The organism is Romboutsia hominis (assembly GCF_900002575.1).
In the GTDB taxonomy this organism is placed as follows: domain Bacteria; phylum Bacillota; class Clostridia; order Peptostreptococcales; family Peptostreptococcaceae; genus Romboutsia_C; species Romboutsia_C hominis.
Genome location: NZ_LN650648.1, coordinates 2984701 through 3007378, shown reverse-complemented (window position 1 = coordinate 3007378; position 22678 = coordinate 2984701). Strand labels below are relative to the sequence as shown.

28 protein-coding genes and 1 other annotated feature (1 of these 29 cut by a window edge) are annotated in these 22678 nt (G+C 35.1%); all 28 genes read right to left on the bottom strand.

From position 1 onward, the window contains the following. Positions 1-3: 3 nt before the first annotated feature. A complete protein-coding gene (rpmD, locus tag FRIFI_RS14835) occupies positions 4-189 on the bottom strand; it encodes a 50S ribosomal protein L30 (RefSeq protein WP_092921824.1) in 186 nt (61 codons plus the stop codon). 14 nt (positions 190-203) lie between these two features. Continuing rightward, positions 204-710: a 30S ribosomal protein S5 gene (gene rpsE / locus FRIFI_RS14830; protein WP_092921822.1), complete on the bottom strand. Its 507-nt coding sequence runs from the start codon at positions 708-710 to the stop codon at positions 204-206. A 27-nt stretch (positions 711-737) separates the two neighbouring features. Further along, entirely contained in the window at positions 738-1106 is a 369-nt protein-coding gene (rplR, locus tag FRIFI_RS14825; protein ID WP_092921820.1) for a 50S ribosomal protein L18, read from the bottom strand. 38 nt (positions 1107-1144) lie between these two features. Then, complete coding sequence (gene rplF, locus FRIFI_RS14820) at positions 1145-1687, bottom strand: 50S ribosomal protein L6 (protein ID WP_092921818.1); 543 nt, start codon at positions 1685-1687, stop codon at positions 1145-1147. Between the two features lie 30 nt (positions 1688-1717). Further along, complete coding sequence (gene rpsH, locus FRIFI_RS14815; protein ID WP_092921816.1) at positions 1718-2116, bottom strand: 30S ribosomal protein S8; 399 nt, start codon at positions 2114-2116, stop codon at positions 1718-1720. A gap of 32 nt (positions 2117-2148) precedes the next feature. Then, on the bottom strand, positions 2149-2334 hold the full coding sequence (locus FRIFI_RS14810; RefSeq protein ID WP_071119031.1) for a type Z 30S ribosomal protein S14: 186 nt from the start codon (positions 2332-2334) through the stop codon (positions 2149-2151). 48 nt (positions 2335-2382) lie between these two features. Beyond that, on the bottom strand, positions 2383-2925 hold the full coding sequence (rplE, locus tag FRIFI_RS14805) for a 50S ribosomal protein L5 (RefSeq protein ID WP_092921814.1): 543 nt from the start codon (positions 2923-2925) through the stop codon (positions 2383-2385). Between the two features lie 25 nt (positions 2926-2950). Further along, entirely contained in the window at positions 2951-3256 is a 306-nt protein-coding gene (rplX, locus tag FRIFI_RS14800; protein WP_092921868.1) for a 50S ribosomal protein L24, read from the bottom strand. A 22-nt stretch (positions 3257-3278) separates the two neighbouring features. Continuing rightward, positions 3279-3647 carry a 50S ribosomal protein L14 gene (rplN, locus tag FRIFI_RS14795; RefSeq protein WP_092921812.1) on the bottom strand — a complete coding sequence of 123 codons (369 nt, stop codon included), beginning with the start codon at positions 3645-3647 and terminating at the stop codon, positions 3279-3281. A 26-nt stretch (positions 3648-3673) separates the two neighbouring features. Next, positions 3674-3928, bottom strand: a complete 255-nt coding sequence (gene rpsQ / locus FRIFI_RS14790; protein WP_092921810.1) for a 30S ribosomal protein S17 — start codon at positions 3926-3928, stop codon at positions 3674-3676. Between the two features lie 23 nt (positions 3929-3951). Continuing rightward, entirely contained in the window at positions 3952-4155 is a 204-nt protein-coding gene (gene rpmC / locus FRIFI_RS14785) for a 50S ribosomal protein L29 (RefSeq protein WP_092921808.1), read from the bottom strand. A gap of 1 nt (position 4156) precedes the next feature. Then, positions 4157-4588, bottom strand: a complete 432-nt coding sequence (gene rplP / locus FRIFI_RS14780; protein WP_092921806.1) for a 50S ribosomal protein L16 — start codon at positions 4586-4588, stop codon at positions 4157-4159. Between the two features lie 33 nt (positions 4589-4621). Continuing rightward, positions 4622-5437, bottom strand: coding sequence for a 30S ribosomal protein S3 (gene rpsC, locus FRIFI_RS14775; RefSeq protein WP_092921804.1), 816 nt, complete (start codon positions 5435-5437; stop codon positions 4622-4624). A 22-nt stretch (positions 5438-5459) separates the two neighbouring features. Then, the gene (rplV, locus tag FRIFI_RS14770; protein WP_092921802.1) at positions 5460-5795 is read right to left on the bottom strand and encodes a 50S ribosomal protein L22; all 336 of its coding nucleotides are present in this window, start codon (positions 5793-5795) and stop codon (positions 5460-5462) included. Between the two features lie 32 nt (positions 5796-5827). Then, on the bottom strand, positions 5828-6109 hold the full coding sequence (gene rpsS / locus FRIFI_RS14765) for a 30S ribosomal protein S19 (RefSeq protein ID WP_092921800.1): 282 nt from the start codon (positions 6107-6109) through the stop codon (positions 5828-5830). A gap of 34 nt (positions 6110-6143) precedes the next feature. Continuing rightward, positions 6144-6974, bottom strand: a complete 831-nt coding sequence (rplB, locus tag FRIFI_RS14760) for a 50S ribosomal protein L2 (RefSeq protein WP_092921798.1) — start codon at positions 6972-6974, stop codon at positions 6144-6146. Between the two features lie 32 nt (positions 6975-7006). Continuing rightward, the gene (gene rplW, locus FRIFI_RS14755; protein WP_092921796.1) at positions 7007-7297 is read right to left on the bottom strand and encodes a 50S ribosomal protein L23; all 291 of its coding nucleotides are present in this window, start codon (positions 7295-7297) and stop codon (positions 7007-7009) included. Further along, positions 7297-7920: a 50S ribosomal protein L4 gene (gene rplD, locus FRIFI_RS14750; RefSeq protein ID WP_092921794.1), complete on the bottom strand. Its 624-nt coding sequence runs from the start codon at positions 7918-7920 to the stop codon at positions 7297-7299. The genes rplW and rplD overlap by 1 nt, the downstream gene beginning before the upstream one ends. A 28-nt stretch (positions 7921-7948) precedes the next feature. Next, a complete protein-coding gene (rplC, locus tag FRIFI_RS14745; RefSeq protein WP_166506190.1) occupies positions 7949-8578 on the bottom strand; it encodes a 50S ribosomal protein L3 in 630 nt (209 codons plus the stop codon). A 91-nt stretch (positions 8579-8669) separates the two neighbouring features. Beyond that, the gene (rpsJ, locus tag FRIFI_RS14740) at positions 8670-8981 is read right to left on the bottom strand and encodes a 30S ribosomal protein S10 (RefSeq protein ID WP_092921790.1); all 312 of its coding nucleotides are present in this window, start codon (positions 8979-8981) and stop codon (positions 8670-8672) included. Positions 8982-9386: 405 nt separating this feature from the next. Continuing rightward, entirely contained in the window at positions 9387-10580 is a 1194-nt protein-coding gene (gene tuf, locus FRIFI_RS14735; protein WP_092921788.1) for an elongation factor Tu, read from the bottom strand. An 81-nt stretch (positions 10581-10661) separates the two neighbouring features. Further along, positions 10662-12728, bottom strand: a complete 2067-nt coding sequence (fusA, locus tag FRIFI_RS14730) for an elongation factor G (protein WP_092921786.1) — start codon at positions 12726-12728, stop codon at positions 10662-10664. A 49-nt stretch (positions 12729-12777) separates the two neighbouring features. After that, positions 12778-13248: a 30S ribosomal protein S7 gene (gene rpsG / locus FRIFI_RS14725; RefSeq protein ID WP_092921784.1), complete on the bottom strand. Its 471-nt coding sequence runs from the start codon at positions 13246-13248 to the stop codon at positions 12778-12780. A 125-nt stretch (positions 13249-13373) separates the two neighbouring features. Beyond that, positions 13374-13796 carry a 30S ribosomal protein S12 gene (gene rpsL, locus FRIFI_RS14720; protein WP_092921782.1) on the bottom strand — a complete coding sequence of 141 codons (423 nt, stop codon included), beginning with the start codon at positions 13794-13796 and terminating at the stop codon, positions 13374-13376. Positions 13797-14093: 297 nt separating this feature from the next. Then, entirely contained in the window at positions 14094-17582 is a 3489-nt protein-coding gene (gene rpoC, locus FRIFI_RS14715) for a DNA-directed RNA polymerase subunit beta' (RefSeq protein WP_092921780.1), read from the bottom strand. A gap of 43 nt (positions 17583-17625) precedes the next feature. Continuing rightward, entirely contained in the window at positions 17626-21330 is a 3705-nt protein-coding gene (gene rpoB / locus FRIFI_RS14710) for a DNA-directed RNA polymerase subunit beta (protein WP_092921778.1), read from the bottom strand. Positions 21331-21571: 241 nt separating this feature from the next. After that, positions 21572-21934 carry a 50S ribosomal protein L7/L12 gene (gene rplL / locus FRIFI_RS14705; RefSeq protein ID WP_092921776.1) on the bottom strand — a complete coding sequence of 121 codons (363 nt, stop codon included), beginning with the start codon at positions 21932-21934 and terminating at the stop codon, positions 21572-21574. Between the two features lie 78 nt (positions 21935-22012). Further along, entirely contained in the window at positions 22013-22516 is a 504-nt protein-coding gene (gene rplJ / locus FRIFI_RS14700) for a 50S ribosomal protein L10 (RefSeq protein ID WP_092921773.1), read from the bottom strand. Positions 22517-22562: 46 nt separating this feature from the next. Further along, positions 22563-22678, bottom strand: a sequence feature (ribosomal protein L10 leader region) (it continues 15 nt past the right edge of the window).

Below are 22678 nucleotides of genomic sequence, written 5' to 3'. Positions count from 1 at the left end.
TTATTACTCAGCTATTTCAGTTACTTCTACTAAGTGACTAACCTTAGCTATCATCCCTCTTATTTGGGCATTATCTTCTTTAACAACTACTTGTTCTCTTTTTCTTAATCCTAACGCTTCTACGTTTTTCTTTTGGTTAGGAGTAGTTCCTATTATACTTCTAACTAATTTTATTTGTAATTTAGCCATTTCTTACTACCTCCTTACCCTAGAAGGTCCTCAACTTTTTTACCTCTTAATTTAGCTATATCTTCAGCTCTCTTAAGAGATTTAAGTCCTTCTATTGTAGCATTTACCATGTTTCTTGGGTTGTTAGTTCCTAAAGATTTAGCTCTAACATCTGTTAAACCAGCTAACTCAAGTACGGCTCTAGCAGGTCCCCCAGCTATAACTCCTGTACCTTGCTTAGCAGGCATTACTAATATTTTACCAGCACCGAAGTGTCCGTGAACTTCGTGAGGTATAGTTGTACCAACTATAGGTACATTTATAAGATTCTTCTTAGCATCTTCTACTGCTTTCTTTATAGCATCTGGTACTTCCATCGCTTTACCAGTACCTATACCAACGTGTCCGTTTTCATCTCCAACTACTACTAACGCTGCAAATCTGAAGTTTCTACCACCTTTTACAACTTTAGTAACACGTCTAACTTCAACAACTTTTTCTTTTAAGTCAAGTTGTCTGGCATCTATAATCTTACGACGCATGTGCATTTCCCTCCTTTGTTTCTCTTATTAGAACTTAAGTCCAGCTTCTCTAGCAGCTTCTGCTAATACTTGAACTCTTCCGTGATATAAGTATCCACCTCTGTCGAATACAACTTCAGTGATTCCTTTTTCTACAGCTTTCTTAGCCACTAATTCTCCGACCATTTTAGCTGCTTCTTTATTTCCTGTATGACTAACAGCTCCTTTAACGTCTGCGTCTAATGAAGATGCAGATACTAAAGTAACTCTGTTTGTATCATCTATTATTTGAGCGTATATGTTATTAGAACTTCTGAATACACATAATCTTGGTCTTTGAGTAGTTCCAGTTATTTTTCTACGAACTCTCTTATGTCTTTGAAGTCTGTTTGCATTTTTATCAGCTTTCTTTATCACCAGGCTCACTCCTTTCTAGCGTTTAAGTTTGGTATTTATTACTTCTTACCAGTTTTACCTTCTTTACGTCTTACTACTTCACCAGCGTATCTTATACCTTTACCTTTGTATGGCTCTGGCTTTCTCCAGTCTCTTATCTTAGCAGCGTAGTTTCCTACTAATTGCTTATCTATACCTTTAACTGTTAACTCAGTTTGGTTTGGAACTTCAACTGTTATTCCTTCTGGATCTTCCATTTCTACCGGATGAGAGAATCCTAAACTCATAACTAATTTCTTTCCTTGCTTTTGAGCTCTGTATCCAACACCTACTAATTCTAATTTCTTTTCGAAACCGTTAGTAACACCTACTACCATGTTATCTATTAAAGTTCTAGTTAACCCGTGTAGTGCTCTGTGTTGCTTGTTGTTAGTTGGTCTTTCAACAGTTATAGTATTTTCCTCTTGCTTTATAGTTAAAGCAGCATCAAATTGCTTGCTTAATGTACCTTTTGGTCCTTTTACAGTAACTAAGTTTCCTTCAGCTATAGTAACTTCAACACCTGCTGGTACAGTTATTGGTTTAACACCTATTCTTGACATAATCGCACCTCCTTACATCTTTCGTCTATATTACCAAACGTAGCAGATTACTTCTCCACCAACATTTTCTTTTCTAGCTTGCTTATCAGTTAATATTCCTTTAGAAGTAGATATTACTGATATTCCTAAACCGTTTAATACTCTTGGTATTTCGTGCTTAGAAGCGTAAACTCTCATACCAGGCTTAGATATTCTCTTTAATCCTGATATAACTCTTTCTCCTGTTTGTCCGTACTTTAATTGTATTCTTATTATTCCTTGCTTTCCATCTTCTATTACATCGTATCCTCTAACGAATCCTTCTTCTAATAGTATTCTAGCTAATTCTTTCTTTATATTAGAAGCTGGAACATCAACAGTCTCATGTTTAACTACGTTAGCATTTCTTATACGAGTAAGCATATCTGCTATTGGATCTGTCATTGTCATATTGAAACCCTCCTTCCATTTATATCAAAGTTTTACCAACTTGCTTTTCTAACACCAGGTATTTGACCCTTGTAAGCTAATTCTCTAAAGCATATACGGCATATTCCGAACTTTCTAAGTACTGAATGTGGTCTACCGCATATAGTACATCTAGTGTATTCTCTAGTAGCGTACTTTTGTTTTCTTTGTTGTTTTACAACCATCGCTTTTCTAGCCACTGGAATCCCTCCTTCTTTTCTTAGCTTAGAAAATTGCCTTTTCTAAGCTTACTTAGAAAATGGCATTCCTAATAATTTTAATAATTCACGTGCTTCTTCGTCAGTTTTCGCAGTAGTAACAAATATTATATCCATTCCTCTTACTTTGTCTACCTTATCGTATTCTATTTCAGGGAATATTAATTGTTCTTTAACACCTAAAGCGTAGTTACCTCTACCATCGAATGCGTTAGCGTTAACTCCTCTGAAGTCTCTAACTCTTGGTAAAGATACAGATACTAACTTGTCCATGAAGTAGTACATTTTGTCAGCTCTTAATGTAACTTTTGCACCTATTGGCATACCTTCTCTTAATTTGAAGTTCGCAACAGATTTTCTTGCTCTAGTTATAACTGGCTTTTGACCAGATATCATTTCCATTTCTTCTACTGCTTTTTCTAATCCTTTTGGATTTTCTCTAGCATCTCCTATACCCATGTTGATAACTATTTTCTCTAACTTAGGTATTTCCATAACATTCTTATATCCGAATTTCTCCATTAAAGCAGGAGCAACTTCTTTCATGTATTTTTCTTGTAATCTAGAAGCCATTTAAGGTCCCTCCTTTCAAGCTAAATTATATTTCTTTTCCGCTCTTTACTGATACTCTTACTTTTTTTCCATCCTTCATTTCAAATCTAACTCTTGTACCTTTTCCTGTTTCAGGATCTACTGGCATTACGTTAGATATGTGTATTGAAGCTTCTTTGTTTACTATTCCACCTTGTGGGTTTATAGCAGTTGGTTTTTGGTGCTTAGTTATTACGTTTACACCTTCAACTAATACTCTGTTAGCCTTAGGGAATACTTTAGTAACTGTACCTTTTTTACCCTTATCTTTACCTGCTATAACTACAACAGTGTCACCTTTTTTAACACGCATCATGTCCTATTGCACCTCCTTATTATAGTACTTCTGGAGCAAGAGAAACTATTTTCATAAAGTCATTATCTCTTAACTCTCTAGCAACAGGCCCGAATATACGAGTTCCTACTGGAGTTTTATCGTCTTTTATTATAACTGCAGCATTTTCGTCGAAAGATATATAACTTCCGTCTTTACGTCTCACGCCTTGCTTAGTTCTTACTATAACAGCTTTAACAACTTTACCTTTTTTTACAACTCCACCAGGTGTTGCACTTTTAACAGTAGCAACTATTACGTCGCCTATGTTACCATATCTTCTTTTACTTCCGCCTAGTACACGTATGCATAGTATTTCTTTAGCACCAGAGTTATCCGCAACTCTTAAACGTGTTTCTTGTTGTATCATATCGTAATCCCTCCTTTACCAATAAACTACTTAACTTTTTCAACAACTTCAACTAATCTGAATCTCTTATCCTTTGATAAAGGTCTAGTTTCCATTATTTTAACTTTATCTCCGATTCTACAAACATTTTGTTCATCGTGAGCTTTGAATTTTTTAGTTCTCTTAACTGGCTTGTTGTATAATGGGTGACGTACGAAGTCTTCAACAGCAACAACTATTGTTTTGTCCATTTTGTCACTTACAACACGGCCTATTCTAACTTTTCTTCTTCCTCTTTCCATGGTTAAAAAGCCTCCTTTCCAAATTAAGCTCTAGTTTCGTTTAACTTTCTTTCAGCAAGTATAGTTTTAACTCTAGCTATATCTTTCTTAACGAATTTTATTCTTGCTGTGTTTTCTAATTGACCAGTAGCTAATTGGAATCTTAAGCTAAATAATTCACTTTTGAAGTCATTTAATCTATTCATTAGCTCTTCGCTTGTTAAATCTCTTAATTCTTTAGCTTTCATCCTATTCACCACCTTTTACTTCTAAATCTTCACGCTTTACAAACTTACATTTTACAGGAAGTTTGTGCATAGCAAGTCTCATTGCTTCTCTAGCTTTTTCTTCAGAAACACCTGCTAATTCGAACATAACTCTTCCTGGCTTAACAACTGCTACCCAGTATTCTGGTGAACCTTTACCGGCACCCATACGAGTTTCAGCAGGTTTTCTTGTTACTGGTTTATGTGGGAATATTTTTATCCAAACTTTTCCCCCTCTTTTTATAGATCTAGTCATAGCGATTCTGGCAGCTTCTATTTGGTTAGAAGTTATCCAAGAAGCTTCTAAAGCAACTAGTCCGAACTCACCGTAAGTAACTTTGTTACCCTTGTGAGCTTTTCCAGCCATACTTCCTCTATGAACTCTACGACGCTTTACTCTTTTTGGCATTAACATGAGTATTTCCTCCTTCCTCGAACCTTTTTAATATTAGTTATCTTTCTTTTCAGTTCTTTGAGGTCTTGATCCTTGAGGTCTTTGTCCTTGAGGTCTTTGTCCTCTGTTGTTTCCTCTATCATTCCCTCTTCTATCGTTTCTTCTGTTATCTCTTCTATCGTTTCTCTTGTTGTTTCTTCTGTTGTCTCTTCTATCTTCTCTTGGGTTTACACCGTTTCTAGTTGGAAGAACTTCTCCGTTACATATCCAAACTTTTATACCAGTTTTCCCGTAAGTAGTGTTAGCTTCAGCGAAACCGTAATCTATATCAGCTCTTAATGTTTGAAGAGGTACATTTCCTTCACTGTATCCTTCAGTTCTAGCCATTTCAGCTCCACCTAATCTTCCTGAAGCAGAAACTTTTATACCTTTAACTCCAGACTTCATAGCTCTTTGTATAGCTTGTTTCATAGCTCTTCTGAAAGCAACCCTTCTTTCTATAGCTAATGCTATATTTTCTGCCACTAATTGAGCATCTTTATCTGGGTTTCTAACTTCAACTATGTTAACTATAACAGTCTTCTTAGTCATTTTTTCTAATTCAGCTTTTAAAGCTTCTATACCAGCACCAGCTTTTCCTATAACTACACCTGGCTTAGCAACGTGTAAGTCTATCTTAACCTTGTTTGCTGATCTTTCTATTTCTATCTTCGCAACTCCTGAAGAATATAATCTATTCTTTAAGAATTTACGTATATTATGGTCTTCTAATAATAAATTTCCGAACTCTTTTTTATCTGCGAACCATCTTGAGTCCCAATCTTTTATAACACCGACTCTTAGTCCGTGTGGATTAACCTTTTGACCCATTACTTTCCCTCCTATCTATTTATTATTTTCTTTCCTTAAGAACAACCTCTATGTGAGAAGTTCTTTTTCTTATCATTGTTGCACGTCCCATAGCTCTAGGCATGAATCTCTTCATTGTTGGTCCTTGGTTTGCAACTATTGATGCAACGTATAAATTTTCAACGTTCATCTCATGGTTATTTTCAGCGTTTGCCTTAGCAGACTTAACAACCTTAGCTATTATATCAGCTGCTCCTCTTGGAGTGAACTTTAATATTGCTAACGCTTCGTCTACATTTTTTCCTCTAACAAGGCTGCAGATTTGTCCTGCTTTTCTTGGTGATACACGTACATATTTAGCAGTAGCTTTTGCTTCCATTTGCTATTCCTCCTTCCTTAGCGAAAAATTAATTATTTTCTCTTATTAGATTTTTCGTCGTCCTTGTGTCCTTTGAAAGTTCTTGTAGGAACGAATTCTCCTAACTTGTGTCCAACCATGTCTTCTGTTATAAATACAGGTACATGTCTTCTTCCATCATGAACAGCTATAGTATGTTCTACCATTTGAGGGAATATAGTTGAACTTCTTGACCAAGTTTTTATAACTTCTTTATTTCCACTAGCGTTCATAGCCTCTATTTTCTTTAAAAGTCTCGCATGTACGAAAGGTCCTTTTTTAGTTGATCTTGACATTTAAACTCCTCCTTTCCGAGCAAAAGTAAATCTATTACTTAGTTCTTCTTGATACTATTAACTTATCAGAAGCTTTGTTTTTCTTTCTAGTTTTGTATCCAAGAGCTGGTTTACCCCATGGAGTAACTGGTGAAGGTCTACCTATTGAAGTTCTACCTTCCCCACCACCGTGTGGATGGTCACAAGGGTTCATTACAGAACCTCTAACTGTAGGTCTTATACCCATATGTCTCTTTCTACCTGCTTTACCTATAACAACGTTACCGTGTTCTATGTTACCAACTTGTCCTATAGTAGCTTTACACTCTATAGAAACGAATCTCATTTCTCCTGATGGTAATCTTAATAAAGCTTTCTTTCCTTCTTTAGCCATTAATTGAGCAGAAACTCCAGCAGATCTTACTAATTGAGCTCCTTTTCCTGGCTTTAATTCTATATTGTGTATTACAGTACCTACTGGCATGTCCTTTAATGCTAATGCATTTCCTGGCTTTATGTCAGCTGTTGGTCCTGATAATAATGTATCTCCAACATTTATTCCAACAGGTGCTAATATATATCTCTTTTCACCATCTGCATAGTGTAATAAAGCTATGTTAGCTGTTCTGTTTGGATCGTATTCAACAGTAGCAACCTTTGCAGGTACTCCGTCTTTATTTCTTTTGAAATCTATTATTCTATATTTTCTTCTGTTTCCTCCACCTCTGTGACGAACAGTTATTTTACCGTGAGCATTTCTACCAGAGTTCTTCTTTAATGAAACTAAAAGAGATTTTTCTGGTTCATTGCAAGTTATCTCATCAGAAACTAAAACTGTCATTTGTCTTAAGGCAGGAGAAGTTGGTTTAAACTTTTTTATAGCCATCTGTTTTCCCTCCTTCGTTTACTAGGGTTAAATTACATACCTTGGAAGAATTCTATTTCTTTGCTATCAGCAGCTAATTTAACTACTGCTTTCTTGAAGCTTGCAGTTCTTCCTTCGTATCTACCCATTCTCTTAACTTTTCCATCGTAGTTTAATGTGTTAACTTTTTCAACATTAACTCCGAATATAGCTTCTACAGCTTTCTTTATTTCAGTTTTGTTTGCACTCTTAGCAACAACAAAAGTGTATTTCTTTCCAACCATCTCAGTCATACTTTGTTCAGTAACAACTGGCTTTATTATTATATCATGTGGATTAGTCATTATGCGTACACCTCCTCCACTTTTTTAACAGCGTCTGTAGTTATTATGAATGAATCATACTTTAATATATCGTAAACATTTATAGTGTTAACTGTAGCAGTTGCAACACCTTCTATGTTTCTAGCTGATCTTATTACGTTTTCGTTGTTTTCAGCAGTTACTACTAAAGCTTTCTTAGCAGCGTTTATGTTCTTTAATATAGCAGCGAATTCTTTAGTCTTAGGAGCTTCCATTGTTAAAGCATCTAATACTATCATTTCACCATTTTGAACTTTTGAAGATAAAGCAGATTTCATAGCTAATCTTCTAACTTTCTTAGGTAAAGTATATCTGTAATCTCTTGGCTTAGGTGCAAAAGCAACTCCTCCGCCAACCCATTGTACAGCTCTTATAGAACCTTGTCTAGCTCTACCTGTTCCTTTTTGTTTCCAAGGTTTTCTTCCGCCACCTCTAACTTCTGCTCTAGTTTTAGCAGATTGAGTACCTTGTCTCTTGTTTGCTAATTGATTTTTAACAACTTCATATAAAACGTGTTCGTTAACTTCTACGTTGAATATAGCATCAGCTAATTCTATTTCCCCAACGTTTTGTCCAGTTATATTTAATACATTTAATTTTGGCATTGTGCTTCCTCCTTTCTTAGGTTAGTTATTATTTAGAAGCTTTAACAGCTTCCTTTATAGTTACTACTGAACCTTTAGCTCCTGGTATAGCACCCTTAACTAATATAAGGTTCTTATCAGCATCTACTTTAACAACTTCTAAGTTTTGTATAGTAACTTTAACGCTACCCATGTGTCCAGCTAATTTTTTGTTTTTGAAAACTCTACCTGGGAAAGAACATGCTCCCATTGAACCTGGTCTTCTGTGGTATCTAGAACCGTGAGATTCAGGGCCTCTAGATTGTCCATGTCTCTTTATAGGACCTTGGAATCCCTTACCTTTACTTGTTCCAGTTACATCTATTTTTTCACCTGCAGCGAATAAATCAGCCTTTATTTCTTGTCCAACTGAGTATTCTTCTGTAGATTCTACTCTGAATTCTTTTAAGTGTTTCTTTAATACATTAGCAGCAGCTAAATGACCTTTTTGAGGCTTGTTTAAAGATTTTTCTTTAGCATCTTCAAAACCAACTTGAACTGCGTTGTATCCATCTTTTTCAGTTGTTTTAACTTGAGTTACAACTACTGGTCCTGCCTCAACCACTGTTACTGGTACTACTATACCTTCTTCAGTGAATATTTGAGTCATTCCAACTTTTTTTCCTAATATTCCTTTCATATTAGCACCTCCTATAATCTTACAGCGGATTATACTATTGTATAATCATTCTAAGATAGTTACCTTATAGGATAAGTATCTTAGGTTGCTATTATAACTTTATTTCTATATCAACACCAGCTGGTAAGTCTAATCTCATTAATGAGTCAACTGTCTTAGGTGTTGGGTTAGCTATGTCTATTAATCTCTTGTGAGTTCTTATTTCGAATTGCTCTCTAGAGTCTTTGTACTTATGAACAGCTCTTAATATAGTTACTACTTGCTTTTCTGTTGGTAGTGGCACAGGTCCTGAAACTTGTGATCCAGCTTTCTTAGCAGTTTCAACTATTTTAGCAGCTGAAAAATCTAATAATTTGTGATCATATGACTTTAATCTTATTCTTATTTGTTCATTTTTAGCCATTGTATTTTCCCTCCTTTATCGCACGTTATCTTTTAGTTACGCACGACTTATGCCGATACACACTTCCGGGTGTGTTGTGTTTTTTCACTCGACAGTCGGTCGCCCTTAACTAAGATTTAGTTTATATTTTCGTATCTCTCAAGCACACTATTATATTTTAAATCATTTTTTACTATTTTTCAAGTTTTTTTTATAATTTTACAAAGTTTATTTTTTTATGTAAAACTTAGGAACAAACTCGATTTGTGTCCTTTTCCAAGGCACTCATTTAGTATATAAAATTTTGTCTCCATTGTCAAATAAATATAACTAACATTTTATCACTTTATTTCATTTTTATTACTTATATCAAAAAAGAGGGAGCAAGCTCCCCCTTTATATATAGATTAATCACTTAAGAAAAGATTACTCTATTATAGAAGCAACAACACCTGATGCTACTGTTCTTCCACCTTCTCTTATTGCGAATCTTAATCCTTCTTCTATTGCTATTGAGTTTATTAACTCTATAGTCATTTGTATGTTATCTCCAGGCATAACCATTTCTGTACCTTCTGGTAACTTACAAGTTCCTGTTACGTCAGTTGTTCTGAAGTAGAATTGTGGTCTGTATCCATCGAAGAATGGAGTATGTCTTCCACCTTCTTCTTTTTTAAGAACGTATACTTCTGCATTGAACTTAGTGTGAGGCTTAACTGTTCCTGGCTTAGCCATAACTTGTCCTCTTTCTATTTCATTTCTTTGTACACCTCTTATTAATGCTCCTATGTTATCTCCAGCTTGTGCTTGGTCTAATAACTTTCTGAACATTTCTACTCCTGTTACTACAACTTTTCTTGGCTCGTCAGCAAGTCCTACTATTTCAACTTCGTCTTGAACCTTTAATACTCCTCTTTCAACTCTACCTGTAGCAACTGTTCCTCTACCTGTTATAGAGAATACGTCTTCTACTGGCATTAAGAAGTCTTTGTCAACGTCTCTTTCTGGAGCTGGTATATATTCATCTATTTGCTCGAATAATTCAACTATTTTGTCTCCCCACTCTGAAGAAGAATCTTGTAATGCCATTAAAGCAGATCCTCTTACTATTGGAGTGTCATCTCCTGGGAATTCGTACTCATTTAATAAGTCTCTAACTTCCATTTCAACTAACTCTAATAATTCTTCGTCGTCTACCATATCACACTTGTTTAAGAATACTACTATGTATGGTACACCAACTTGTCTTGATAATAATATATGCTCTCTTGTTTGAGGCATTGGTCCATCAGTTGCTGAACAAACTAATATAGCACCATCCATTTGAGCTGCTCCTGTTATCATGTTCTTAACGTAGTCAGCATGTCCTGGACAGTCAACGTGTGCGTAGTGTCTGTTTGGAGTTTCGTATTCAACGTGAGCAGTTGATATTGTGATTCCTCTTTCTCTTTCTTCTGGAGCTTTATCTATGTTAGCGAAATCTACTGCTTCTCCTAATTGATATCTATCGAATAAAGTTTTTGTTATTGCAGCTGTTAATGTAGTTTTACCGTGGTCAACGTGTCCTATAGTTCCTATATTAACGTGCGGCTTATTTCTTTCAAATTTAGCTTTAGCCATTTTGAAATACCTCCCTATATATATTTTATGTAAGACGAGGTAACCTCGTCTTACTTATTATACTTATTTTTAAAAAAATTATTATTTTCCTTCAGCTATTTTCTTAGCAACTGAAGCTGGAACTTGCTCGTAGTGGTCGAATATCATTGTGTATGTTGCACGACCTTGAGTAGATGATCTTAACTCAGTAGAGTATCCAAACATTTCTGAAAGTGGAACGAATGCATTTATAACTTGTGCACCAGATCTAGCTTCCATACCTTGTATTAAACCTCTCTTAGAGTTTAATCCACCCATAACATCTCCCATGTACTCTTCTGGAGTAACAACTTCAACTTTGAAGTAAGGCTCGAGTAATACTGCATTACCTTTCTTCATAGCTTCCTTCATAGCCATAGAACCAGCCATCTTGAATGCCATTTCTGATGAATCGACTTCATGGTAAGAACCATCGTATAATTCAACAGCAACGTCAACAACTGGGTATCCAGCAACTATACCAGATTGCATTGCACCTTGTATACCTGCATCAGTTGGTCCAACATATTCCTTAGGAACAGATCCACCAACAGTTTTGTTTTCAAACTTGTAACCAGCACCTGGCTCTTGAGGATTAACTCTGATCTTAACGTGTCCGTATTGTCCTCTACCTCCTGATTGCTTAGAGTACTTGTATTCAACATCTACTGGTTGAGTTATAGTTTCTCTGTAAGCAACTTGTGGAGCACCAACGTTAGCTTCAACTTTGAATTCTCTTAATAATCTATCAACTATTATCTCTAAGTGTAATTCACCCATACCAGATATTATAGTTTGTCCTGTTTCTTCATCAGTCTTAACTCTGAAAGTTGGATCCTCTTCAGCTAATTTTTGAAGAGCTATACCCATCTTTTCTTGAGCTGCTTTAGACTTAGGCTCTATAGCAACAGATATAACTGGCTCAGGGAATTCCATAGATTCAAGTATTATTGGATTAGCTGGATCACATAAAGTATCTCCAGTAGTAGTATCTTTTAATCCTACTGCTGCAGCTATGTCTCCTGCGTATACTTCTGTTATTTCTTCTCTTGTATTAGCATGCATTTGTAGTATACGTCCTATTCTTTCTCTCTTACCTTTAGTAGAGTTTAGTACGTATGATCCACCTTGCATTATTCCAGAGTAAACTCTGAAGAATGCTAACTTACCAACGAATGGGTCAGTCATTATTTTGAATGCTAAAGCTGAGAATGGTTCTTCATCAGATGAGTGTCTTTCTGCTTCTTCACCATTTTCTAATATACCTTTTATAGCAGCTATATCAGTTGGAGCTGGTAAATAATCAACAACTGCATCTAATAATAACTGAACACCTTTGTTCTTGTAAGCAGATCCACAGAATACTGGGTTCATTTCACAAGCTATAGTAGCCTTTCTTATAGCAGTTTTTAACTCTTCTATAGTTGGCTCTTCACCTTCAAGATATTTCATCATTAGATCTTCATCAGTTTCAGCTACTGCTTCAACCATTTTTTCTCTCCACTCTTGAGCTAATTCTTTCATATCTTCTGGTATTTCAGTTATTTCTATTTCTTTTCCTAAGTCGTCTTTATAGATATGAGCTTTCATTTCTAATAAGTCAACTTCACCTTCTAACCAATCTTCTTTACCTATTGGTAATTGCATTGGTACAGCATTTGCATTTAATCTTTCTCTCATCATTGATACAACGTTAAAGAAGTCTGCACCCATGATGTCCATTTTATTTACGAATGCTATTCTAGGTACACCGTAGTTATCAGCTTGTCTCCATACGTTCTCAGATTGAGGTTCAACCCCACCTTTAGCACAGAATACAGCAACTGAACCGTCAAGAACTCTTAGAGATCTTTCAACCTCAACTGTGAAGTCGACGTGTCCTGGTGTATCTATTATGTTTATTCTATGGTCTCTCCATGCAGCAGTAGTAGCGGCAGAAGTTATTGTTATACCTCTTTCCTTCTCTTGCTCCATCCAGTCCATTTGAGAAGCTCCTTCGTGAGTTTCTCCTATTTTATGTGTTTGCCCTGTATAGAATAGGATTCTTTCTGTAGTAGTAGTTTTTCCTGCATCTATATGAGCCATGATTCCTATATTTCTAGTTCTTTCTAAAGGAAACTTTCTAGCCATGGTTCTCCTCCTTACGATATCCCTTAAAAGGTATCTTTATATCCTACTATTAGAATCTGTAGTGAGCAAATGCTTTATTAGCCTCTGCCATCTTATGAGTATCTTCTTTCTTCTTAACTGAAGCTCCTGTGTTGTTTGCAGCGTCCATTATTTCTTTCGCTAACTTTTCAACCATTCCTTTTTCTCCACGAGCTCTAGTGTAGTTTACTAACCATCTTAAACCTAAAGTTTGTCTTCTTTCTGGTCTAACTTCAACTGGAACTTGGTAGTTAGCTCCACCAACTCTTCTAGCTTTAACTTCTAAAACAGGCATTATGTTATCCATAGCTCTGTTGAATACTTCTATGGCTTCTTCTCCTGTTCTTTCAGCTACTAAAGCAAAAGCATCATATACTATTGTTTGAGCTTTTCCTTTTTTTCCATCTATCATTAAATTGTTTATTAACTTAGTAACAACTTTACTTCCATACATTGGATCAGCTAATACTTCTCTCTTTGGAACATTACCTTTTCTTGGCATTTTGCTTCCCTCCTTAATTATTTGATATTATTAAATCATAGGTACTCGACATCATAATATGCCGTGATGCCATAAATATCTATATATATTTAAAGCACCGCACTATAATCAATTGTTAATTTTTACTATTTCTTTGCAGCTTTAGGTCTCTTAGCACCGTACTTAGATCTTGCTTGCATTCTCTTATCAACACCTGCAGTATCTAATGTACCTCTTAATATGTGGTATCTAACCCCTGGAAGGTCTTTTACTCTTCCTCCTCTTATAAGAACAACACTATGCTCTTGTAAGTTGTGTCCTTCACCTGGTATATAAGCAGAAACTTCTATTCCGTTTGTTAATCTAACTCTGGCAACTTTTCTTAAAGCTGAGTTAGGTTTCTTAGGAGTTACTGTTTTAACTGAAGTACAAACTCCTCTTTTTTGTGGTGAACTTGTGTTAGTAGATTTCTTGTGTAAAGAATCGTACCCTTTTTGTAATGCTGGAGCAGTAGATTTCTTTTCTATTGCTTGTCTTCTTTTACGAACTAATTGGTTAATTGTTGGCATCATCTGCACCTCCTTTTCCAAATTTTCGATCTTAATGACCGCCAACTACATCAATATGAAAGCATATTGATTCATAGTAACTTACGTTACTCACAATTAAATGTCTATTAACTCACATTCCTGTGGTTTTAGCTCTTTGCAGTTTGGTGCTGCTAGTTCTTTAATTATATAAAGTCCAATTGAAAACTCTAAGAGCCATAAGCTCTTAGATAACTTTCAATTGCACACTTTAACATTTTATCACCAGACATAATTACTGTCAAGTTACTTTCTAGCTATTAATCGGCTAGTTCAAGCTTACTCTTCAATTTTTTCAACAGCTATGTTCTTGTATCTCTTCATACCTGTTCCTGCTGGTATTAATTTACCTATTATAACATTCTCTTTAAGACCTATTAAGTGATCTTCCTTACCTTTTATAGCTGCTTCAGTAAGAACTCTTGTTGTTTCTTGGAATGAAGCTGCAGATAAGAATGATTCTGTAGCAAGAGAAGCTTTAGTTATACCAAGTAAAGTTCTCTTAGCAACTGCTGGTCTTAAACCGTTAGCAATAGCTTCTTCATTACATTTATTGAATGTTAATACATCTTCATAACCACCTGGTAATAATTCTGTATCTCCTGGATCTTCAACCTTAACTTTAGATAGCATTTGTCTAACTATAACTTCTATATGCTTATCGTTAACGTCAACCCCTTGCATTCTATAAACTCTTTGAACTTCTTTAACTATATAGTTTTGAACTCCACTTATACCTTGTACTCTTACTATATCATGTGGATTTATAGAACCTTGAGTTAATGGATCTCCTGCTTCAACCATTTGACCTTGCTTAACTCTTATTCTTGATCCGTAAGGTATTGCATATACTTGAGTTTCTCCTTCTTGTGGTATTACAGCTACTTCTTTTCTCTTACCAGTTTCATCTATTTCAACTCTACCAGCAACTTCTGTTATAACTGCTAAACCTTTTGGTTTTCTGGCTTCGAATAATTCCTCAACCCTTGGAAGACCTTGAGTTATATCTCCACCGGCAACCCCACCTGTATGGAATGTACGCATTGTAAGCTGTGTTCCTGGCTCCCCGATTGATTGAGCAGCTATTATACCTACAGCTTCACCTATGTTTACTTCCTTACCTGTTGCAAGGTTTCTACCATAACACTTAGAACAAACTCCGTGGTTTGTCTTACAGTTAAGAACTGTTCTTATTTCAACTTTTTCTATTCCAGCTTCAACTATTCTATCAGCATCAGCTTCTTGTATCATAGCATCAGCTTCAACTATAACTTCACCAGTTGTAGGATTTACTATAGGAGCTATAGTATATCTTCCAACAATTCTATCGTATAGTTCTTCTATTACTTCGTTTCCATCTTTTATTGCAGTAACTTCTGTTACATCACTAGTTCCACAGTCTATTTCTCTTACTATAACATCTTGACTGACATCAACAAGTCTTCTTGTTAAGTAACCTGAATCGGCTGTACGAAGCGCTGTATCGGCAAGACCTTTTCTAGCACCATGTGATGATGTGAAGTATTCCATTACTGTTAACCCTTCACGGAAGTTAGATTTAACTGGAACTTCAACTGTTTTACCAGATGCATTGGCCATCAGACCACGCATACCAGCTAACTGTCTTATCTGGTTCTTAGAACCTCTGGCTCCAGAGTGAGCCATTATGAATATATTATTAAGCCTTTCTAGACCTGACATAAGAGCATCTGTAACTTTTTCAGTAGTCTCTGTCCAAGTTTCTATAACTCTTTCATATCTTTCTTCGTCAGATATAAGACCTCTTCTATATGCTTTTTCATATTTATCAACTTTTTCTTCTGCAGCTGCTATATGATCCTTCTTCTCTTCAGGTATCTTCATATCTGCAACGGCAACTGTTATACCACCTCTAGTAGAGAATTTAAATCCTAAAGATTTTATGTGGTCTAACATCATAGCTGTTCTAGTGTTTCCATGTCTTCTGAAACACTTATCTATTATTTTACCTAGAGATTTTTTGTCAACTAAGAAATCAACTTCTAATCCAAATGGATCTTTCTCTCTATCAACAAATCCTAAGTCTTGAGGTATATTTTCATTGAATATAAATCTACCTACTGTACTTTCAACTAAAGAACTTCTTCCATCTTCAAGTACAACTCTCATCTTTACTAATGAATGTAATTCAACCGCTTTATTCTCATAAGCAAGTAACATTTCATTGTAATCTTTAAATATTGTACCTGTTCCTTTTTCTCCACCTTGGTCTTCTATTGTTAAGTAGTAACAACCTAGAACCATATCCTGAGAAGGAGTAGTTATTGGTGTACCATCTTTAGGTGCAAGTATGTTGTTTACAGATAGCATTAAGAATCTTGCTTCTGCTTGTGCTTCTACTGATAAAGGAACGTGAACCGCCATCTGGTCACCGTCGAAGTCAGCGTTGTACGCTGTACATACTAGTGGATGTAGTTTTATTGCTTTACCTTCTACTAATACAGGTTCAAATGCTTGTATACCAAGTCTGTGTAGAGTAGGAGCACGGTTAAGTAGAACTGGATGACTCTTTATAACTTCTTCTAAAACATCCCAAACTTCTGGCTTAACTTTTTCTACTATAGTTTTTGCACTCTTTATGTTGTGTGCATAACCTTCTTTAACTAATCTATCCATAACGAATGGCTTGAATAATTCAAGGGCCATTTTCTTTGGAAGACCACATTGATAGAATTTAAGTTCTGGTCCAACAACTATAACTGAACGTCCTGAGTAGTCAACACGCTTACCAAGTAAGTTTTGACGGAAACGTCCTTGCTTACCTTTTAGCATGTCTGATAAAGACTTAAGTGGTCTATTACCAGGTCCTGTTACAGGTCTACCTCTTCTACCATTGTCGATTAAAGCATCTACAGCTTCTTGAAGCATTCTCTTTTCATTTCTAACGATTATGTCAGGAGCTCCAAGTTCTAATAATCTCTTTAATCTGTTATTTCTATTTATAACTCTTCTGTATAAATCATTTAGGTCAGAAGTTGCAAATCTTCCACCATCAAGTTGTACCATTGGTCTTAAATCTGGTGGTATTACTGGAATAGCATCTAATATCATCCACTCAGGCTTGTTTCCTGACTTTCTGAATGCTTCCACAACTTCTAATCTTCTTATAGTTCTAACTCTCTTTTGTCCAGTGCTGTCCTTAAGGTCAGCTCTTAACTCTTTGCTTTCTTGCTCTAAATCAATATTTTGTAATAATTGTTTTACAGCTTCAGCACCCATACCTACTGTGAAAGTATTGTATCCATACTTATCAACTGCAGTTCTGTATTCTTTTTCTGTTAATAATTGCTTAGCATTTAATCCAGTTTCTCCTGGATCAACTACTACGTATGAAGCAAAGTATAGTATCTTCTCTAAAGATCTAGGAGACATATCAAGTAAAAGTCCCATTCTACTTGGTATCCCTTTGAAGTACCAGATATGAGACATAGGAGCTGCTAGCTCTATATGTCCCATTCTTTCTCTTCTTACTTTAGCTTTAGTAACTTCTACTCCACATCTATCACAAACTACACCTTTGTATCTTACTCTTCTATATTTACCACAGTGACATTCCCAGTCTTTTTGAGGTCCAAATATTCTTTCACAGAAAAGACCATCTTTTTCTGGTTTTAGTGTACGGTAGTTTATAGTTTCAGGCTTTTTTACTTCTCCTCTAGACCATTGTCTTATTTTCTCTGGAGAAGCTAGTGCTATCTTTATCGACTCAAAATTGTTTAATTCAAACAAGGAGTTCTCTCCCTTCTATTTGATATTTACATTAATAAAAATATTATACATCAAAGTCTTCTGTATCATCATAGTCTATTTCATCATAAACTATGTCTTCTTCAAATTCAATGTTATCCATATCACCATTCTCGAAATCTTCTTCTTCGATTTCTTCTATTATATGGTCATCTTCCATTTCTTTAACATTTTCTATTATATCTAATTCAAATTCACCAGTAGTTTCTTCTACATCTAGTGATTCTCTGACTTCTATTTCTTGATCTTCATCAGTTAATACCTTTACATCTAAGCATAAACTTTGAAGTTCTTTTATAAGAACCTTGAATGATTCTGGTATTCCTGGTTCAGGTATATTTTCACCTTTTACGATTGCTTCGTATGCTCTAACACGTCCTACAACGTCGTCAGATTTAACAGTAAGTATTTCTTGAAGTATATGAGCAGCTCCGTATGCTTCTAGAGCCCAAACCTCCATCTCACCGAATCTTTGTCCACCGAATTGTGCTTTACCACCTAGTGGTTGTTGAGTTACTAATGAGTATGGTCCTGTACTTCTAGCATGTAACTTATCATCAACTAAGTGATGTAGTTTTAACATGTACATGTATCCAACTGTTATTGGGTTATCGAAAGTATCACCTGTTCTACCATCATATAAAGTTATCTTTCCATCTTCTGGGTATCCAGCTTCAACTAATGCTTTTCTTATATCTGGCTCTTTTGCACCATCAAATACTGATGTAGCAACATGCCATCCTAAAGCCTTAGCAGCAAGACCTAAATGAACTTCAAGAACCTGTCCGATGTTCATACGAGATGGTATACCTTGTGGGTTAAGAACTATATCTAATGGTGTTCCGTCTGGCATGAATGGCATATCTTCTTCTGGTAAGATTCTAGATATAACCCCTTTATTACCATGACGTCCGGCCATTTTATCCCCAACAGTTATCTTTCTCTTCTTAGCTATATAACATCTAACTAATTCATTAACACCTGGAGATAAATCGTCACCATTTTCTCTAGTGAACACTTTAACATCAACTATTATACCAGATTCTCCATGAGGAACCTTAAGTGAAGTATCTCTAACTTCTCTAGCTTTTTCTCCGAATATAGCACGAAGTAATCTTTCTTCTGCAGTAAGCTCAGTTTCTCCTTTTGGAGTTACTTTACCAACTAATATATCTCCAGAATCTACTTCAGCACCTATTCTGATTATACCTCTTTCGTCTAAGTTCTTTATAGCACTTTCTCCAACGTTAGGTATATCTCTAGTTATTTCTTCAGGTCCTAACTTAGTATCTCTAGCTTCACATTCATATTCTTCTATATGAATTGTTGATAATCTATCTTCTTTAACTAATCTTTCATTTATTAAGATGGCATCTTCGTAGTTATAACCTTCCCAAGTCATGAACGCTATGAAGCAGTTTCTTCCTAATGCTACTTCTCCAAGATCTGTTGAAGGTCCGTCAGCTATAACATCACCTTTTTCTATCTTATCTCCTTTATTTATTATAGGAGTTTGATTTATACAAGTACCTTGGTTTGAACGCTTAAACTTAAGTAATTTATATCTATCTTTGTTTCCATCTTCTCTTTTAATTATTATTTCATCAGCTGTAACTCTATCAGCTATACCAGAGTTCTTAGCAACAACAACTGCTCCAGAGTCTTTAGCAGCTCTGTACTCAACCCCTGTACCTATGATTGGAGCTTCTCTTCTCACTAGAGGTACTGCTTGACGTTGCATGTTCGATCCCATCAGCGCACGGTTGGCATCGTCATTTTCTAAGAATGGTATCATTGCAGTTGCTATAGAAACAACTTGCTTTGGAGATATATCCATGTAGTCAACTCTTGATACTGGAACTAGTTCAACAGCACCATTTTTAGTTCTACATACTAATCTCTTATTTATGAATGTTCCATCTTCTTCTAATGGTTCATTAGCCTGAGCTCTTATGAATAAATCTTCTTCATCAGCTGTTAAGTAATGTATCTCATCAGTTACTCTACCATTTTCCTTATCTACTTTTCTATAAGGAGATTCTATGAAACCAAATTCATTTATCTTAGCATAAGTACCTAATGAGTTTATAAGACCGATGTTTGGTCCTTCTGGTGTCTCTATAGGACACATTCTTCCGTAGTGAGAATGATGAACGTCACGAACTTCGAACCCAGCTCTTTCTCTTGAAAGACCCCCTGGTCCTAGTGCAGATAATCTTCTCTTGTGTGTTAACTCAGATAATGGGTTAGTTTGATCCATGAACTGAGATAACTGTGAACTACCGAAGAATTCTTTTATAGCAGCAGAAACAGGTCTTATGTTAACTAGAGCTTGAGGAGTTATTGCTTCCATGTCTTGAACAGTCATTCTTTCCTTTATAACTCTTTCCATTCTAGATAAACCTATTCTAACTTGGTTTTGTAATAACTCACCAACTGATCTTATTCTTCTGTTACCTAAATGATCTATATCATCTATGTAACCTATTTCATGGAATAAGTTGAATTGGTAGTTTATAGATGCTATTATGTCATCTAATAGTATATGCTTTGGTATAAGCTCTTTTATTCTAGATTTTATAGCTTCTTTTATTTCTTCTTCGTCACTATATTCATCCATTATCTCTTTTAAAGTTGGGTAATGAACTTTTTCTTTTATATTTAAATCATCTATATTGAATTCTATATGTGATTTTATATCAACAAAGTTATTACCTATAACCTTAGCAGTCTTTTCATCATCTAGTAATAAACTAACTACGTTTATTCCAGAATTTTGAATATCCTTAGCTACTTCGTAGCTTATTTTTTCTCCAGCTTTTACAAATACTTCTCCAGTTTCTGGATTAACTATATCTTCAGCTGAAACTCTGTTCATTATTCTGTAGCATAGAGCAAGCTTTTTGTTAAACTTATATCTACCTACTTTTGCTAAGTCATATCTCTTAGCATCAAAGAATAATGCATTTAATAATGATGATGCACTTTCTACTGTTGGTGGTTCACCCGGTCTTAACTTCTTGTATATCTCAATTAAACCTTCTTCAACAGAAGTAGTATTATCTTTTTCTAATGTTGCAGCTAATCTCTCATCTTCTCCAAGAAGTTCGATTATTTCTGCATCCGTACCTATTCCTAGAGCTCTTAATAATACTGTTACTGGTTGCTTTCTAGTTCTGTCAACTCTTACAGATATTACATCATTAGAATCTGTTTCGTATTCTAACCATGCTCCTCTGTTAGGGATTACAGTAGATGATATTAACTTCTTACCTGTTTTATCTCTCTCTAAAGCATAGTAAACGCCAGGAGATCTAACTAACTGACTTACTATAACTCTCTCAGCACCATTTATTATGAAAGTTCCTTTTTCTGTCATTAAAGGGAAATCTCCCATAAATACTTCTTGCTCTTTTATTTCCCCAGTTTCCTTATTTATAAGTCTAACCTTAACTTTTAGAGGTGCACAGTATGTGGCATCTCTATCTTTACATTCTTCTATGTCATACTTAGGCTTATCGTCTAAAGAGTAATCAACAAATTCTAATATAAGATTACCTGTGTAATCTTCTATTGGAGATATGTCTTCGAAAACTTCTTTTAATCCATCTTCGATAAACCACTTATAAGAATCAACTTGTAATTCTATAAGATTTGGCACATCAGCTATTTCTTTTATCTTAGAAAAGCTCATTCTAGTTCTTTTACCTATCGTGACAGGATGTGGCATTCACTTTTCACCTCTCAATAATAAAAAATAAAACCATAGTTTATTCTAACGCATCTAATAATTTTATCATAATGTCAAGCATTTTTCAATATGTATATTATTCTATTCTTTACATTTAATTTATCCTACAAAATATGCATTATTTATTATGCGCAAAATATTAAACTAAAATTCTCATTTTTTACATATTTTTTTAGAAAACAAAAAAGGTGCCCCAAACAGGACACCTCTTAAAAGAAAACTACTTAACTTCTACTGAAGCTCCAGCAGCTTCTAATTTTTCTTTCATTTGGTCAGCTTCTTCTTTAGAAACTCCTTCTTTTAATGTCTTAGGAGCGTTGTCAACTAATTCCTTAGCTTCTTTTAATCCTAATCCAGTTATTTCTCTAACAGCTTTTATAACTCCAACTTTTGAAGAACCAGCGTTAGCTAATACTACGTCGAATTCTGTCTTTTCTTCAGCAGCTCCACCAGCAACTGCACCAGCCATCATAACTGGAGCTGAAGCAGATACACCGAATTTTTCTTCAGCAGCTTTAACTAATTCATTTAATTCTAAAACTTTCATATTTTCTATAGCTTCTAATATTTGTTCTATTGTCATTTTTAGCACCTCCGAATTATTTTCGTTAATTTTTAATTAATTATATAACCAATCCAATTTTTTCTTGGTTAATGTTTATTAAGCTTCTTGACCTTCTTGTTTCTTTATCATTGCATCTAATAAGTATGCGAAGTTTGACATTGGAGCTTTTAAGCTTCCAAGTAATTTTGCAAGAAGAACTTCTCTTGATGGTATGTTAGCGAACTCAACTATTTGAGACTCGTTGTAGAATTCTCCTTCTACTATACCCATCTTTAATTGCATTTTTGGATGAGAATCCATGAATTCTTTTAATATTCTAGCTGGAGCAACAGGGTCTTCGTATCCGAAAGCTATTGCATTAGTTCCAACTAATAATTCATCGTTGAATTGTTCTATACCAACTTCTTTAGCAGCTTTTCTAACTAAAGTGTTTTTGTATACTTTGTATTCAACACCAGCTTCTCTCATTTTCTTTCTTAGTTCAGTAACCTCTTCAACTGTTAATCCTTTGTAATCAACAACAACAGCAGCAGATGACTTTTCTAATTTTTCAACTATTTCAGCCACAACTTGTGATTTAAGTTCTATAGCTTTTCTCATCTAGATGTGCACCTCCTTCACCTGATTAGGTTTAGTATTCGCCGCAATCTCATTTAAAAAAGCTTTCGTGTCTAAAAGTAGACAACAAAAGCTTTAGTAATTTCAATTTATCTAAAACCTCGGTAGGATATTAAGCCCTTAAGCACCTACTGTCTACGGCAA